Origin of the sequence: Curtobacterium sp. MCLR17_036 (assembly GCF_003234445.2) — a bacterium.
Lineage (GTDB): Bacteria > Actinomycetota > Actinomycetes > Actinomycetales > Microbacteriaceae > Curtobacterium.
On the sequence record NZ_CP126269.1, the window covers coordinates 1,144,700 to 1,158,362 of the forward strand.

Consider the following 13,663-nt stretch of genomic DNA (forward strand, 5'->3'; position numbering starts at 1 on the left):
CGGGGCCACGAGGAGGTGGTTCGAACATGACGGACGACACGGGGACCTGGGTCGCGATCGGTCCGGCCGGCGCGGTGGGCAGCATCCACCGGGCGGCGGACGGCTTCACGGTCGAGCTCTACGGACGACGGCGAGCGGGTGGCGTGTACCCGTCGCTCGAGTCGGCGAAGGGCGCGGTCCACGCCGCGCTCGGCCCGTTGGCGGCCCGGCCCGAGTTCCGCGCGCACTGACGGGCTTCGGTCAGGAGGCCCGGGGGACTCGTCCTCCACAGGTCGCCTCGACCGGTCCACACGTCACAGGTCGAGCCCGGGCCCGCTCACGCGGTCCCGGGCTCGATGACGATCGACGCATGAACGACATCATCACCGTCTGCGGAATCGTCGCCACCGAGCCCCGGCACCTCGTCACCGAGACCGGCATCGCCATCACGAGTCTCCGGCTCGCGTCACCCTCGCGTCGTTGGGACCGGGCCAGTGCGGCCTGGGTCAACGGCACCACGAACTGGTACACCGTCACCGCGTTCCGGTCGCTCGCGTCGAACGTCTTCAAGTCCCTGAAGAAGGGCGACCGGATCGTGGTCGCCGGTCGCGTCCGGATCCGCACGTGGGAGCGCGACGGCCGCGGCGGGACCTCCGTCGAGATCGACGCCGACGGCATCGGCCACGACCTGGCGTGGGGCATCAGCAACTGGGTTCGGGTACCGCGGCAGGTGAACGACCCGACGACCGGCCACGGCGGCACGCAGCACGTCGACCTGCGCACCGGTGAGATCGGCGCCGGGGCACTGCCGGCCGCGCCGGACCACGCCGACCTCGACGCCGCTGCGACCCCCGAGGCGGCGGAGGACGCACCCGGCGTCGGGTTCGAGGACCCCGGCCTGCCCGGAGCGGTCGTCGACGCGCCCCACCACGGTGCGCCCGGACTCGACGAGCACGACCACGAGCAGGACGCCCCCGACGCAGGGGACCACGACCCGGTCGGGTCGCCCGTCGTCAGGGACGCCGCGTGACGCAGCTCAGCCGCGTCGGCCCGTCACCACTTCTGCGCGATCATCCCGATGCCGGAGACCTGCGCGGTGTCCCAGTTGCCGCCCCTCGGCAGACCCGAGACCCGGCCGTCGATCGTGAAGGACGCCCCCTGCACCCGCGGGCTGTTGGTCTGCTTCGCCTTGATCCCGTGGAACGTGAAGCTCGTGTCCCACTTGCCGTTGAGACCGGTGTTCGACTTGCGGTCCCCGACCGTGATGCGGGTGTTCTGCACGGTGGAGTGCACGACGTCGCCGTTCAGCCGGGCGTTCGCCTCGGCGTTGAAGAACAGGCGTCCGTCCAGGTTGAGCTTGAGCGTGCCGATCGTCTTGTGGTTGACGATCATCGTCGCGACGTCGTTCTTGTACCAGCGCATCCCGATGGGCGTCAGCTTGTTCGTCGCAGGGCCGAGGTAGCCGTAGGTGAACTTGCCGTTCTGCACGCGCTCCCAGATGTAGCGCGGCTTGCCCTTGCTCTGCGGCGAGCCCTTGTCCGACTGGATCCCGAACGAGTACGCGTTGTTGTGGGCGTCGTGGACGTTGATGTACGACGAGTAGCCGGTGCCGGAGCCGTTCGCGCTGATGCTCGCGGTGTAGAGCAGGTACGGGTCGCCCTTCGGCACGGCGCCGGCGGCCGAGGCCGGAGCCGCGGGGGCGAGGAGTGCGGCGGTGAGTGCGAGGGCGCCGACGAAGGGGACCGCGAGCCGGCGGAGTCGAGTGGTGGTGGTGCGCCTGGTCATGCCGGTCGTCCTCTTCCTGTTCCTGTCCGCGTCGTGGTCGGCGACGGGGCTCCGTGGTTGCGGGGCGTGGACACGCTACGTCGTCGTCCGACGGTGCGACAGACCCTCGTTGCGGGGTGCGCGATCCGGCGATCGGTCGGGGCGCGAGCGGGGGACGGGCGGGGTCACTACACTTGGGCGCGATATGGCTGAGTACATCTACCAGATGGTCCGCGCCCGCAAGGCGGTCGGCGACAAGCTGATCCTCGACGACGTCACGATGTCGTTCCTCCCCGGCGCCAAGATCGGCGTCGTCGGACCGAACGGCGCGGGCAAGTCGACGATCCTGAAGATCATGGCCGGTCTCGACCAGCCCTCCAACGGCGAGGCCAAGCTCTCGCCCGGCTTCACCGTCGGCATCCTCATGCAGGAGCCGGAGCTCGACGAGTCGAAGACCGTGCTCGAGAACGTGCAAGAGGGCGTCGGTGAGATCCACGGCAAGCTCGCTCGCTTCAACGAGATCTCGGCGCTCATGGCCGAGCCGGACGCCGACTTCGACGCCCTGCTCGCCGAGATGGGCACCCTGCAGGAAGAGATCGACGCGGCTGACGCGTGGGACCTCGACTCGCAGCTCGAGCAGGCGATGGCCGCGCTCCAGTGCCCCCCGGGCGACGAGCTCGTCACGCACCTGTCCGGTGGTGAGAAGCGCCGCGTCGCGCTCTGCAAGCTCCTGCTCCAGAAGCCCGACCTGCTCCTGCTCGACGAGCCCACCAACCACCTCGACGCCGAGTCCGTCCTCTGGCTCGAGCAGCACCTGCAGCAGTACCACGGTGCCGTCCTCGCCGTCACCCACGACCGGTACTTCCTCGACCACGTCGCACAGTGGATCGCCGAGGTCGATCGCGGCCGCCTGTACCCGTACGAGGGCAACTACTCGACCTACCTCGAGAAGAAGCGTGCGCGCCTCGAGGTCCAGGGCAAGAAGGACGCCAAGCTCGCGAAGCGCCTGTCCTCGGAGCTCGACTGGGTCCGCAGCAACACCAAGGGCCGTCAGGCGAAGTCGAAGGCCCGTCTCGCCCGGTACGAGGAGATGGTCACCGAGGCCGAGCGCACCCGCAAGCTCGACTTCGAGGAGATCGTCATCCCGGTGGGCCCGCGTCTGGGCTCCCAGGTCATCGACGCCGAGAAGCTGCACAAGCAGTTCGGTGAGCGCGTCATCATCGGCGACCTGTCCTTCACGCTGCCCCGCAACGGCATCGTCGGCGTCATCGGCCCGAACGGTGTCGGCAAGACGACGCTCTTCAAGACCATCGTCGGCCTCGAGCCGCTCGACGGGGGCACCCTGAAGATCGGCGAGACGGTCGACATCTCGTACGTCGACCAGAGCCGTGGCGGCATCGACCCGAACAAGAACCTGTGGGAGGTCGTGTCCGACGGGCTCGACTACATCCAGGTCGGCAAGACCGAGATCCCGTCGCGGGCCTACGTCTCGCAGTTCGGGTTCAAGGGCCCGGACCAGCAGAAGCGCGCCGGCATCCTGTCGGGTGGTGAGCGCAACCGCCTGAACCTCGCGCTCACGCTCAAGCAGGGCGGCAACCTGCTGCTGCTCGACGAGCCGACCAACGACCTGGACGTCGAGACCCTCGGCAGCCTCGAGAACGCCCTGCTCGAGTACCCGGGTTGCGCCGTGGTGATCACGCACGACCGGTGGTTCCTCGACCGCATCGCCACCCACATCCTCGCGTGGGAGGGCCTCAACGAGGACGGCACGCCGAACTGGTACTGGTTCGAGGGCAACTTCGAGGCGTACGAGGAGAACAAGATCGAGCGCCTCGGTGCCGACGCCGCGAAGCCGGGCCGGTCGACGTACCGCAAGCTCACGCGCGACTGACCGGCGTGACGAGACTGCACGCTCCGATCCGCATGCGGTGGAGCGACATCGACGCGTACGGTCACGTCAACAACTCCGCGATGCTGCGCCTGCTCGAAGAGGCGCGCATCGTGGGGTTCTGGGGCGCCGACCCCGACGAGCGGTCGGCGGACGGCAGCATCCCGGAGCCGATCATCGACGGTCGTCCGGGTTCCGGCACGATGACCGTCATCGCCGGGCAGCGGCTCGAGTACCTCGCGTCCATCCCGTACCTGCGGCAGCCGCTCGACATCCAGATGTGGATCGGGCGGCTCGGCGGCGCGAGCATCGACGTGTCGTACGAGGTCTGGTCTCCGGTGGGGCAGGACCCCGCCGTGCTCTACACCCGGGCGACGACGGCGCTCGTGATGGTCGACGCCGCGTCGAACCGTCCTCGTCGCCTGACCGCTCCCGAGCGGGCGGCGTGTGAGGCGTACCTCGAGGAGCCGGTCACCTTCAGCCGGCCCTAGCGGCGCCGGGGGACCGCGCCGGGCACACGCGACACCGCCACCGACGCGGGGACCGACACCGACCTCACAACAGCACCGGCACCGCTCGGGGCCCGTCACCGGCACCGGCACGGCCCGCGACCCGCAAGCGGTCCCGCAGGGGTCAGCGCGGGACCCGCATCATGCCCTCCTGCGCCACGGTGGCGAGCAGCCGTCCGTCGCGCGAGAACATCCGGCCGAGGGCCAGGCCCCGTCCGCCCTGAGCGCTGGGGGACTCCTCGACGAAGAGCACCCAGTCGTCCGCCCGGCCGTCGCGGTGCCACCACATCGCGTGGTCGAGGCTCGCGCTCTTCACGCCGGGCGTGCCCCAGGCGACACCGTGGCGGCGCATGATCGGCTCGAGGATCGACAGGTCGCTCGCGTAGCCGAGCACCGCGCGGTGCAGGGCGCGGTCCTCCGGCAGGTCGCCCTGCACGCGGAACCACACGGCCTGGTGCGCCACGTGCTCGCCCTGCACGTCGACGAACACGGGACCCTCGACGTGGCGCAGGTCGATGGAGCGCTCGGCCCAGGCCTGCGCCACCGGGTGGTCGATCGCGGACAGGATCGACGCCGCCGACGGCAGGGACTCCGGGTCGGGGACGTCCACCGGGACGGCGTCCTGGTGCTCGACCCCGGTGTCGGGCGCCTGGAACGAGGCGATCATCGAGAAGATCGGCACCCCCTGCTGGTACGCCTGCACGCGGCGGGTCGCGAACGACCGGCCGTCGTGGATGCGCTCGACGCCGAACGTGATCGGGGCGTCGATGTCGCCGGGGCGCAGGAAGTAGCCGTGCATCGAGTGGATGTCGCGGCCCTCGATGGTGGCCTGTGCGGCGACGATGCACTGCGCGAGCACCTGCCCGCCGAACACCCGCCCGCCGGGTGACCAGTGGCTGACGCCGGTCAGGATGGTCTCGCCGGTGCTCGCGCCCGTGTCCTCGAGTCGCAGGGTCCGCAGGAAGTCCGGTTCTCCGTTCACGTGGTGCAGTCTACGAACGGCCGGACGGCACCGGTGCACCCGGGCACGGCCGGTAGGATCGGAGCCGACATGAGCACCTCGTTCACGCTTCCCGACGCCGCCTCACTGGGTGACCTCCGCACCTACCTCGGGCGGGCAGCCCGGATCGAGGACGGTTCGGTGCGGCTCATCGCCGACTCCGGTGTCCTCGCGGTGTACACGGCGATCCTCTACCCGCTCGGCCTGCTCGACGAGCTGCCGACCGTGCTGGGGCTGCGCACGTTCTCGTTGACCGAGCCCGCGACGATCGACGCCGTCGTGCCGTTGCAGTCGCTGCTCGAGCGGCTCCGCCTGCTGGCCGAGGCGCAGGACGCCGAGCACGCCGAGGGTGCCGACCCGACGCGGGCGACCCCGATCGAGGTCGAGCTCCCGCACGAGGTCCACACGGTGACGTGGGCGGCCATCTCGCCGCCGCGTGGCGGGTGGGTGCCCCTGCCGGACGTCTCGCCGGAGCTCCTGCGACGCGCCACGCGCGACGGCATCACCGAGGTCGCCGAGGCCGTGCCGTCGAACGCCGGCGAGGCCATCGTCCGCAAGGTCCGCTCCGAGGTCTGGGGGCGACCGGTTCCGGGCATCGAGCACCTGCCCGCCGGGGCCGGGTTCGCCGGCGAGAGCCTGGGGTTCCTCGGGCACGACCCGGTCCGGCTGTTCGAGACCGGTCCGTGGAGCCGGCTCACGACGTCGCGCGGGCACGTGCTCGTGAAGCGTCGGGCCTGGACGCTCTCCCTCTGACGCTCTCACTCTGACGGGCGCCGCTGCGACCGCCGGTGGTTGGGTGGGGGCATGCACGTCTTCCTCACCGGCGCGTCCGGCTTCATCGGCTCCTCCGTCCTGCGTGCGCTGGTGGCGCACGGGCACGACGTCACCGCCCTCGTCCGTTCCGACGAGAAGGCGCAGCGCGTCCGTGACGCCGGGGGTGACGCGGTCGTCGGTGACCTGACCGACGCCGCGGTCGTCGACCGCCTGCTGCAGGAGCACGACGGTGTCGTGCACACCGCGTCGGCGCCCGACGTCGACCCGGACTTCGTCCGCGCGGTCCTCGCGGCGTTCGACGGCACCGGCAAGCCCTTCGTGCACACCGGCGGCGTCTTCACCTTCGGCGACTCGACGGACATCTCCGAGCAGTCGCCGGTCGACCCGCCCGCGCTGACCGCGTGGCGGACCGCGAACGAGGCCGCCGTCCGGGCGAGCGCCGTGCGCACCACGATCGTCGCGCCGGGCATCGTGTACGGGCACGGCGGCGGCATCCCCACGATGTTCGTCGGCGACGGCACGGAACCGGTGCGGCTCGTCGGTGACGGATCGCAGCGCTGGACCACGGTGCACGTCGACGACCTCGGCGAGCTCTACGTCCTCGCCCTGGAACGCGCCGAGCAGGACGGCTCCGTCGTCGCCGTGAACGGGGACGCCCCGACGGTGCGCGAGCTCGCCGAGGCCGGCGCACACGGCTCGCCGGTGGTCGCCGAGAGCGCCGACGACAGCCGCGCACGCCTCGGGACCGACTTCGCCGACGCACTGCTCCTGCACCAGGAGGCGACGGGCGCGCACGCGCGCGCCGCGTACGGCTGGGCCCCGGCCCACCCGTCACTGGTCGCGGACCTGGCGGACGGGTCCTACCGGGTGTGAGGTGACCGGGTGGCGGCCGGGAGGCCCGTGGCCGTGTCCGCCACGGGCCTCCCGGCCGTCATGGATCGCGGCAGACCGCCGGGCGTCAGTCGAACGTGTTCGTCATGGCGTGCGCGGCTCGGTCGAGGTACGCCCAGAGCTCGGCTTCGTCGAGGGGTGCGAGCCCGAGCGACTCGACGGCCGTGCGCATGTGCTGCAGCCAGTGCTCGCGTGCCTCCGACGTGATGCGGAAGGGCATGTGCCGCATCCGCAGGCGCGGGTGCCCGCGCTCCTCGCTGTAGGTGCCCGGTCCGCCCCAGTACTGCTGCAGGAACGACGACAGCCGCCAGATCGCGCCGTCGAGGTCGTCGGCCGGGTACATCGGCCAGATCACGTCGTCCTGCCGGACGCCCTCGTAGAAGCGGCGGACCAGGCGGTCGAAGGTGGGTGCCCCGCCGATGCGGTCGAACAGCGACCCGGTGGCGGCGGCCCCGTTCGCGCCGACTCGCAGCGTGATCGGCTGCCCCGGGGTGCCGGGCGTACCGGGCATGCCGTTCGGCGGCGTGGGGTCGGTCATCTGGGGTCGTTCCCGTCGTCGGGGCGGTCGGTCTGGGCCGGCTTGCCGAGCAGGGTGCGCCGGGGGCGGCGGGGCTGCGTCGGAGCGGGGGTTGGCTGCGTGCGGACGGTGCGCAGGCCGTTGATCGAGGTGGCGTTCTCCCAGCCCTCGGGCATGATCATCGCCATCGCGGGCAGGGTGATGCCGAGCTCGTCGACGGCGCGCTTCAGGCGGGTGCGGAGCTCGCGGCCGACGACGTCGAGCTCGGAGGCACGGGTCTTCACGACGAGCCGGAACACCATGCCGTCGTCGGAGATCGACTGCAGCCCCCAGATCTCCGGCTTCTCGACGATGCGCTGCCGCCAACGGGGCTCCTGCGACATCGTGACCGCTGCCCGGAGCAGGGCGTCCTGCACGGCGTCGATGTCGGTGTCGTAGGGGACCGTGATGTCGACGAGCACGCGCGACCAGCCCTGCGACAGGTTGCCGACCCGCAGGATCTGCCCGTTCGGGACGAACCACAGGATCCCGTTGACGTCGCGGATCTGCATGACCCGAAGGCCGACGTTCTCGACCACGCCCGTGGCCTGGCCGGTGTCGACGACGTCACCAACGCCGGCTTGGTCCTCGAGGATCATGAAGACGCCGGAGAGCAGGTCCTTGACGATCGACTGCGCGCCGACGGCGAGCCCGGCGGCGACGAGGGAGGCGCCGCCGACGATCCCGACGGCGGCGTTCGGGATCGCGACCGGGATGATGATCGCGAGCGCGATGACGACCACGACGACCGTCGCCAGGTTCTCGAGCACGCTCCCGAGGGTCCGGGTGCGCTGGACCACGCGGGCGGTCTGCACCGGGGACGCGACGAGCGCCTGGGTGTCCTCGGCACCCTGCCGCTTCTTCACGCCGTTCACGACACGGTCGACGACCTGCTTGATCATGCGTCGGAGGAGCAGCCGCAGCACGATCGCCGCCAGGATCGTGATGACGATCGTGATGGGGACGTGCCAGGCGTCGACGAACTGGGTGAATGCGTTGGACGCCCACTTCGGGACGTCGGTGGTGTCTGCAGCCGAGATCATGTCCGGTCGATGGTAGGGGGACGGGGTGTGGTGTCCCTGGAGGAACGCCACACCCCGTCCGGGTGGGTGGATGCGGATCAGGCGCCGGTGGCGTCCGAGCCGTCGGCGGCCTGCACGCGGAGCGCGCGCTCCGTGCCTGCCAGGCTCTCGGTCACGATGCGGCGCAGGGCCGGCGTCTCCGGGTGCTCCTCGAGCCACGCCGTGGCGGCGTCACGGAGCTCGGTCGACGCGAGCGGCGCCGGGTAGAGGCCCGAGACGATGGTGTCCGCCATGTGGTAGCTCCGCTCGGCCCAGATGCGGGTGAGCACGGCGAAGTACTCCGGCACGAGGCCCTCGAGCACGACCGGGCTGTTCACGTGCTGGAACCCGACCGTGGTCTGCCGCACGATCGCGTTCGGCAGCTCGGCCGAGTCGACCAGCGACGAGAACGCGGCGAGCTTGCCCTCGGCCGTGGGGATCGTCGCCCGGGCGCGGGCCGCGGCCTGCTCACCGGACGCGGTCTTGTCGGCGGCGAGCTCGGCGTCGATCTCGGTGCCGGCGGCCGCACCCGCGAGCACGAGGCCCTCGAGCAGCTCCCAGCGCAGGTCGGTGTCGATCTCCAGGCCCTGCAGCGTGACGGACCCGTCACGCAGGCCCTGGAGCGTCGCGACGTGCTCGGGGCTGGACGGGATCTGCGCGAAGAACTTCACGAACTGGAACTGCGCGTCCGAGCCGGCCTCGGCGCTCGACGCCAGGTTCCACAGCGTGTCGCCGACCGTGCGGACCGTGGCGTCGACCTTCGCCGGTGCCACGTAGTTCCGGGCGGTCAGCAGCAGCTGCGAGAGCGTGGTGCGGATCGTCGTCGACTCGGTCTCGGTCGCGATGTTGCCGAGCACCAGGCGGACGTAGTCGCTCGCGGGCGACTCGGCGTCGCGCGTGGCGTCCCACATCGCGCCCCACACGATCGAGCGGGCGAGCGGGTTCGCGATCGACGCGAGGTGCTCGATCGCCGTCGTGCGGGAACGCTCGTCGAGACGGATCTTGGCGTACGCCAGGTCGTCGTCGTTGAGGAGCACGAGGTCGCCGCGGTGCACGCCGACGAGCTCGGGGACCTCGGTGCGGGCGCCGTCGACGTCGATCTCGACGCGGTGGACCCGCTCGAGCGTGCCCCCGGCGGACGCGGCGCCGAAGGGCGCGGACGCGTCGTCCCGGAAGGCGTAGACGCCGATCGCCAGGCGGTGCGGGCGGAGCGTCGGGTGGTCGGCGGGCGCTTCCTGCAGCACGGCGAACGACGTGATCGCGCCGGACTCGTCGACCTCGATCTCCGGGCGGAGCGTGTTCACCCCGGCGGTCTCGAGCCAGGCCTTCGACCACTCGGTGAGCTCACGGCCGCTCGTGGCCTCGAGCTCGACGAGCAGGTCGCGCAGCTCGGTGTTCGAGTGGTGGTGCTTCTTGAAGTACGCCGAGACGCCCGCGAAGAACGCGTCGATGCCGACCCACGCCACGAGCTGCTTCAGGACGGAGCCGCCCTTCGCGTACGTGATGCCGTCGAAGTTGACCTGGACGTCCTCGAGGTCGTTGATCGTCGCGACGATCGGGTGCGTCGAGGGGAGCTGGTCCTGGCGGTAGGCCCAGGACTTCTCCATCGCCTGGAACGTCGTCCACGCCTCGGTCCACTCGGTGGCCTCGGCGGTGGCGATCGTGGAGGCCCACTCGGCGAACGACTCGTTCAGCCAGAGGTCGTTCCACCACTTCATGGTGACGAGGTCGCCGAACCACATGTGGGCGAGCTCGTGCAGGATCGTGACGACCCGGCGCTCCTTGATGGCGTCGGTGACCTTCGACCGGAAGACGTAGGTCTCGGTGAAGGTGACGGCACCGGCGTTCTCCATCGCGCCCGCGTTGAACTCCGGCACGAAGAGCTGGTCGTACTTCTCGAAGGGGTAGGCGACGTCGAACTTCTCCTCGAAGTACGCGAAGCCCTTCTTCGTGGTCTCGAACACGTACTCCGGGTCGAGGTACGCGGCGAGCGACCGGCGCGCGAAGACGCCGAGGGGGATGGTGCGGCCGTCGCGGCTGGTGAGCTCGTCGCGGACGACCTCGTACGGGCCGGCGACGAGCGCCGTGATGTAGCTCGAGATGCGTGCGGTGGGCGGGAACGACCAGGTCGCGACGTCGCCGTCGACGTGCGGCTCCGGGGTGGGGGAGTTCGACACGACCTGCCAGCGCGACGGCGCGGTCACCGTGAAGGTGAACTCCGCCTTGAGGTCGGGCTGCTCGAACACCGCGAACATGCGGCGGGAGTCGGGCACCTCGAACTGCGAGTACAGGTAGACCTCGTCGTCGACGGGGTCGACGAAGCGGTGCAGCCCCTCGCCGGTGTTCGTGTACAGCGCGTCGCTGACGACCACGAGCTCGTTCTGTTCCTGCAGGTCGTCGAGCTGGATCCGGACCCCGTCGTTCACGGCCGCCACGTCGAGGGCGGTGCCGTTCAGCGTGATCGAGTGCACCGTCGCGGTGATCGCGTCGATGAAGGTCGAGGCACCGGCCGTCGCGGTGAACCGGACGCGGGTGGTGCTGCCGAACGTCTCCGCACCGCGGGTCAGGTCGAGCTCGACGTCGTAGGTCTGCACGGCGACGACGCTCGCGCGCTCCTGTGCTTCGATTCGGGTGAGGTTCTCTCCGGGCACGCAACGCTCCATCTTCACTGGGGACGCGGACGATCGGTGTCCGCGCGGGGGAGTCCCGGAGCGGCGTCGTGCACCGGCGGGACGATGGACTCCAGCCTAGCGACGGGGCGTACGGTCGAAGCGTGACGGACACGACTGTGGACAAGACGCCCGACCGCACCGCTGTGGAGTTCTGGTTCGACCCGAACTGCCCGTGGGCCTGGATGACGAGCCGCTGGGTCGACGAGGTCGCCCGGCACCGCGACCTCGACGTGACGTGGAAGGTGATGAGCCTGTTCGTCCTCAACGAGGACCAGGACGTCCCGGACACCTACCGCGACCGCCTCGAGCAGGGTCAGGTGTACCCGCGGGTCGTCACGGCGGCACGCCTGCGGAACGGCGACGAGATCGTCAAGCCGCTGTACGACGCGCTCGGCGAGCACGTCCACCACCGCCAGGAGTCCGACCCCGCGCAGGTCGTCCCCGCGGTGCTCGAGGAACTCGACCTGGACGCCGACCTGCTCGAGTACGCCTGGACGGACGAGGTCGACCAGGCCGTCCGTGCGAGCCACCAGGACGGCATCGACCGCGTCGGGCAGGACGTCGGGACCCCCGTGATCGCCGTCGAGGGCACCGCCTTCTTCGGCCCGGTCATCTCCCCGGCGCCGAAGGGCCAGGAGGCGCTCGACCTGTGGGACGGCGTCGTCGCGGTCGCGAAGTACCCGGGCTTCTTCGAGCTCAAGCGCTCGCGCACGGTCGGCCCGGTCTTCGACACCACCGCCTGACGCCCGGTCCGCGCCTGTCGCGCCCCGCCGCGGTCGTCGCGCCCCGGAGAGTCGGGGCGCGACGACCGCGGCGGGGCGCAGCCGGTAGGGGCCGACGTGCGGCCGCGAGCGCGCGGCCAGCGCAGCCACGGGCGGACGGGAGGCCCGGGTCGCGCCCGCCGTTCGGGCCCCGTCAGGCGAGGGGCAGGCGCATGAGCGTCAGGTCGAGCCAGCGGTCGAACTTGCGTCCGACCTCGGGCACGACCGCGACCGTGCTGAACCCGAGCTGCTCGTGCAGGGCGATCGACCCGGTGTTCGTGCTGCAGATCCCCGCCATCATGACGTGCCGGCCCTCGGCGGTCGCCCGCTCGACGAGGGACCGCATCAGGGCCGAGGCGATGCCCCGGCCGCGGAACGACTCGACCACGTAGACGCTGTGCTCGACGGTCAGCCGGTACCCGTGGTGCGGCCGCCACTGCGAGTAGGTGGCGTACCCGGCGACGGTGCCGTCGACCTCGGCGACGAGCACGGGCCAGCCGTCGCCCTGCCGTCCGGACAGCCAGCTGTCGAAGTACGACCGGGGGTGCGGTTCGTCCTGCCAGATGGCGGTCGAGTGCAGCACGGCGTCGACGTGCAGGGCGTGCACGACGTCGAGGTCGGCCGGGGTGCAGTCGCGGATCAAGACCCCGTTCGTCGCATATGCTGTCGTCATGTCTCACATCGTAGACGACGACTCGGGTCTCGCGGAACGGGCCCTCGGCGAACGACTCCAGCGCCTCCGCACCGAACGGCGGTGGAGCCTGACCGAGCTCGCCGAGGAGTCCGGTGTGTCCCGCGCCATGATCAACCGCGTCGAACGCGGGGTGTCGAGCCCCACGGCGACGATCCTCGGACGGCTGTCCGGTGCGTTCGGCCTGACGGTCTCGCAGCTCCTCGACGAGGCCCTGCAGCACGAGGTGCCCAGGGCGACCGATCCCGACGAGGCGCGCGGCGTCCAGCGCGGCGCGACCGCCGACTCGTGGACCGACCCCGACACCGGGTACCGCCGCCGTCCGGTCTCGAGCGCGGCGTTCCCCGCGGACGTCACCGAGGTGCGCCTCCCGGCCGGCCGCGAGGTGGCGTACCCGGCGTCCGCCTACGCGTTCCTGCGGCACTGCATCTGGGTGGTCGAGGGGGTGCTCGAGCTCGTCGTCGGCGGCGAGCCCACGCGGCTCGGTGCGGGGGACCGCATCGAGCTCGGCGACCCTGCCGACGTGGTCTACCGGAACCCGGGCGAGACCGACGTGCGGTACGTCGTCGTCGTGGTCCGGGGGCAGTGACCGCGGGAATAGGATCGGAGCCATGCGCATCCACCTCGGAACGGACCACGCCGGCCTCGAGTTCAACAAGACCCTCGCCACCCACCTGACCGAGGCCGGGCACGAGGTCGTGGACCACGGGCCGACCGCGTACGACGCGCTCGACGACTACCCCTCGTTCTGCATCAACGCCGCGCACGCCGTGGTGCAGGACCAGCGCGCGGGCGTCCCGGCGCTCGGCGTCGTCTTCGGTGGCTCCGGCAACGGCGAGCAGATCGCCGCGAACAAGGTCGAGGGCATCCGGGCCGCGCTCGTCTGGAACGAGTCGACCGCGCTGCTCGCCCGCCAGCACAACGACGCCAACGTCATCTCGATCGGCGCCCGCCAGCACACCGAGGCCGAGGCGATCCGCTTCGTCGACCTGTTCATCGCCGAGCCGTTCTCCGGCGAGGAGCGCCACGCCCGTCGCATCGCCCAGCTCGCCGAGTACGAGACGTCCGGGCTGATCGCCGGCAGGCAGATCGATCAGTAAGCCCGAGTAGACAGGAC

At 71.1% G+C, this 13,663-nt stretch carries 15 protein-coding genes; 9 read left to right on the forward strand and 6 right to left on the reverse strand.

The genetic code is table 11. The features are described from left to right. Positions 1 to 26: 26 nt before the first annotated feature. Together DEI99_RS05455 and DEI99_RS05460 are read left to right on the forward strand one after the other, a co-directional pair. Entirely contained in the window at positions 27 to 230 is a 204-nt protein-coding gene (locus DEI99_RS05455; protein ID WP_111043020.1) for a methyltransferase, read from the forward strand. Between the two features lie 119 nt (positions 231 to 349). Beyond that, positions 350 to 1,009, forward strand: a complete 660-nt coding sequence (locus DEI99_RS05460; RefSeq protein WP_111043021.1) for a single-stranded DNA-binding protein — start codon at positions 350 to 352, stop codon at positions 1,007 to 1,009. 23 nt (positions 1,010 to 1,032) lie between these two features. Here DEI99_RS05460 and DEI99_RS05465 read toward each other — a convergent pair whose 3' ends face one another. Beyond that, a complete protein-coding gene (locus tag DEI99_RS05465; RefSeq protein ID WP_111043022.1) occupies positions 1,033 to 1,764 on the reverse strand; it encodes a hypothetical protein in 732 nt (243 codons plus the stop codon). Positions 1,765 to 1,948: 184 nt separating this feature from the next. Between DEI99_RS05465 and ettA the strand changes: the two genes are divergently transcribed. Beyond that, entirely contained in the window at positions 1,949 to 3,634 is a 1,686-nt protein-coding gene (gene ettA / locus DEI99_RS05470) for an energy-dependent translational throttle protein EttA (RefSeq protein ID WP_111043023.1), read from the forward strand. A gap of 32 nt (positions 3,635 to 3,666) precedes the next feature. Beyond that, positions 3,667 to 4,122: an acyl-CoA thioesterase gene (locus tag DEI99_RS05475; RefSeq protein WP_111043024.1), complete on the forward strand. Its 456-nt coding sequence runs from the start codon at positions 3,667 to 3,669 to the stop codon at positions 4,120 to 4,122. 142 nt (positions 4,123 to 4,264) lie between these two features. Here the strand turns inward: DEI99_RS05475 and DEI99_RS05480 are convergent, their stop codons facing one another. Then, the gene (locus DEI99_RS05480; RefSeq protein ID WP_083404687.1) at positions 4,265 to 5,122 is read right to left on the reverse strand and encodes an acyl-CoA thioesterase; all 858 of its coding nucleotides are present in this window, start codon (positions 5,120 to 5,122) and stop codon (positions 4,265 to 4,267) included. Positions 5,123 to 5,191: 69 nt separating this feature from the next. On the opposite strand from DEI99_RS05480, the gene DEI99_RS05485 reads away from it, so the two are divergent. Beyond that, positions 5,192 to 5,893 (forward strand): DUF8185 domain-containing protein, encoded by a 702-nt coding sequence (locus DEI99_RS05485; RefSeq protein WP_111043025.1) that lies wholly within the window; start codon positions 5,192 to 5,194, stop codon positions 5,891 to 5,893. Positions 5,894 to 5,944: 51 nt separating this feature from the next. Beyond that, positions 5,945 to 6,787: an NAD-dependent epimerase/dehydratase family protein gene (locus DEI99_RS05490; RefSeq protein ID WP_111043026.1), complete on the forward strand. Its 843-nt coding sequence runs from the start codon at positions 5,945 to 5,947 to the stop codon at positions 6,785 to 6,787. Between the two features lie 85 nt (positions 6,788 to 6,872). On the opposite strand, the gene DEI99_RS05495 is transcribed toward DEI99_RS05490, so the two are convergent. From DEI99_RS05495 to pepN, 3 genes are all read right to left on the reverse strand, one after another. Continuing rightward, positions 6,873 to 7,343 carry a globin gene (locus tag DEI99_RS05495; RefSeq protein ID WP_258369654.1) on the reverse strand — a complete coding sequence of 157 codons (471 nt, stop codon included), beginning with the start codon at positions 7,341 to 7,343 and terminating at the stop codon, positions 6,873 to 6,875. Beyond that, positions 7,340 to 8,404: a mechanosensitive ion channel family protein gene (locus DEI99_RS05500; protein WP_284180963.1), complete on the reverse strand. Its 1,065-nt coding sequence runs from the start codon at positions 8,402 to 8,404 to the stop codon at positions 7,340 to 7,342. The genes DEI99_RS05495 and DEI99_RS05500 overlap by 4 nt, the downstream gene beginning before the upstream one ends. 77 nt (positions 8,405 to 8,481) lie before the next feature. Next, positions 8,482 to 11,073: an aminopeptidase N gene (gene pepN, locus DEI99_RS05505; protein WP_111040713.1), complete on the reverse strand. Its 2,592-nt coding sequence runs from the start codon at positions 11,071 to 11,073 to the stop codon at positions 8,482 to 8,484. 122 nt (positions 11,074 to 11,195) lie between these two features. On the opposite strand from pepN, the gene DEI99_RS05510 reads away from it, so the two are divergent. Next, positions 11,196 to 11,837, forward strand: coding sequence for a mycothiol-dependent nitroreductase Rv2466c family protein (locus DEI99_RS05510; RefSeq protein ID WP_258369198.1), 642 nt, complete (start codon positions 11,196 to 11,198; stop codon positions 11,835 to 11,837). Between the two features lie 172 nt (positions 11,838 to 12,009). On the opposite strand, the gene DEI99_RS05515 is transcribed toward DEI99_RS05510, so the two are convergent. Further along, positions 12,010 to 12,528: a GNAT family N-acetyltransferase gene (locus tag DEI99_RS05515; RefSeq protein WP_111040699.1), complete on the reverse strand. Its 519-nt coding sequence runs from the start codon at positions 12,526 to 12,528 to the stop codon at positions 12,010 to 12,012. Here DEI99_RS05515 and DEI99_RS05520 point away from each other — a divergent pair. Both DEI99_RS05520 and DEI99_RS05525 read left to right on the forward strand, forming a co-directional pair. Further along, a complete protein-coding gene (locus DEI99_RS05520) occupies positions 12,527 to 13,135 on the forward strand; it encodes a helix-turn-helix domain-containing protein (RefSeq protein WP_111040698.1) in 609 nt (202 codons plus the stop codon). The genes DEI99_RS05515 and DEI99_RS05520 overlap by 2 nt on opposite strands. A gap of 22 nt (positions 13,136 to 13,157) precedes the next feature. Continuing rightward, positions 13,158 to 13,646: a ribose-5-phosphate isomerase gene (locus DEI99_RS05525; protein WP_111040697.1), complete on the forward strand. Its 489-nt coding sequence runs from the start codon at positions 13,158 to 13,160 to the stop codon at positions 13,644 to 13,646. Positions 13,647 to 13,663: the final 17 nt, after the last annotated feature.